We start from the raw sequence: 1652 nt of genomic DNA, 5'->3' as shown, positions 1-1652 counted from the left end.
TTGTCGTCCGGTATGCTTGATATGTCGACCGTGCCACCATAGCCCCCGCTAGCTGGTGTGTTGCGGGTTTGGTTTAGGTTATTAGCATTGAGATAGCCGTCAAACTTGCTTGCACCAAAGAGGGTCGACGGTCTCATATACTTCCAGTAGGGCGTGCCCTGCCAGTCGAAGGCTTTATTATCTATGACTGTCTTAAAGTCATCTAACTTATATCCTTCTTTGAATCTAGCCTTGATCAATCTTTGATTAGCTTTACTTGATGGTTTATAGTGAGCGCCAGTTTTCTGATTTAAGTAATCAATAACTTCTTTGTAAGGAATACGTGGTGCATCTTTAGATGCACTATTTTTATTAGTTGAAGTTTCAGAAGAAGTCTTAGTTGAAGTCTTAGGTATAGGTTGGGAAGTTTCTTCACTTTTGATGGGGAAGTTTCTTCCTTTTTGATCGTGAACTTTCTTCCCTTCCGATGGGGAAGTTTCTTCACTATGCATTTGCATTAATTTGTTTAATGCATCGTAATCAATCGAATACCAATTTGTTCTGTCATACTTTGATTTATTTAAGTTAGCAGTCAGTATGATTCCCTTGTCCTTTAGAGATTTAAGTCTTGTCTTAATCGCTCTTTCAGTAAGCCACGGGAATTGCGCATTCCATTCCGAGACAGTATCTCTAATGTATTTGTGTCCTTGATCATCCAAGCGCCCACTTTTGGGATTTTTTAGCCAATACTGTATTTGTTGAAGTATGATAGCCTCATTAATGTTTCCTAGCGCCACCGCCAAAGACGGTAGAACTTGAAGCGGGCTTTCATTGATTAGTAATGGACTTGAATTACTCACCATCTTTGTACCTCCTAATTGCCTAATTCATCGCTTTTAAACTGTCAAACACGAATTTTTCATCACCTTGTAAACTATCCGCAAACTTAACAGCAGCGCTTAAGCCATTGTTATAGTGCTTAAGAAGAATGCCCATATTGGTCTTGGTTCCATTAAAAGTTACTGGATAACTCATAAGTTCTTGCTTTGTTGGTTTCTGCTTTTTACTAGGCTGAGTTGGCTGAGCTGCTGCACTTTTCGTTGGTGTCTTTTTAGCAGTTTCAGTTTCATCACTTGGTAAATCTTCACCAGCATAAACATCAAGCCCTAGCCCTGCGTTGGCAAGTGCTTTGACTAAACATCTTTGCTGAGCTTTATTAATAGCACCCATGTTTAAACTTTTGTAATTAACTGCATGATTTTTGTTATCCATGACATAAAGATTTGATGACGATTCTTGCCCATCAATGATGACTGTCACTTCAACTTCACATCCAAATGGCGTTAAACGATAATCAACTTTGCGGCCAGTGCCTTTCCAGCCTTCTTTGGTTGGAATGTACTCATCAAATTCAGTAATTTTCTTTTGTGCATCTGGATAATGTGACTTAACAAGACCCCATGCAGTTGCCCAACTAAGATAGTCAAGTCCCATTTTCTTTTTCAAATATTGTTTAACGTCAATTTTTGATAGAGTTTCGTAAACGCTCTTTTTTTCTTCTTTGGTTGTCTTCTCAGTCATTGTTTACCACCTTTGCCTTTAATGCTTTGTCTCTTACATCGCGGATAGCGTCTTCTATCACGCTATCCAATAAATTTGATATGACTTGTTCT

At 38.7% G+C, this 1652-nt stretch carries 2 protein-coding genes; both read right to left on the bottom strand.

Annotation, left to right across the window (positions count from 1 at the left end):
- The coding region (locus EJK17_RS11940) for a conserved phage C-terminal domain-containing protein (protein WP_246011990.1) at window positions 1–842 on the bottom strand (842 nt) is incomplete at its 3' end.
- Window positions 843–861: 19 nt separating this feature from the next.
- Window positions 862–1560 (bottom strand): Sak single strand annealing protein, encoded by a 699-nt coding sequence (locus tag EJK17_RS11160; RefSeq protein ID WP_103662701.1) that lies wholly within the window; start codon window positions 1558–1560, stop codon window positions 862–864.
- Between the last annotated feature and the right edge of the window lie 92 nt (window positions 1561–1652).

Source organism: Lactobacillus xujianguonis, assembly GCF_004009905.1.
Lineage (GTDB): Bacteria > Bacillota > Bacilli > Lactobacillales > Lactobacillaceae > Lactobacillus > Lactobacillus xujianguonis.
Note: the sequence above shows the minus strand (reverse complement) of the source record. Positions and strands in the feature narration are given on the sequence as shown.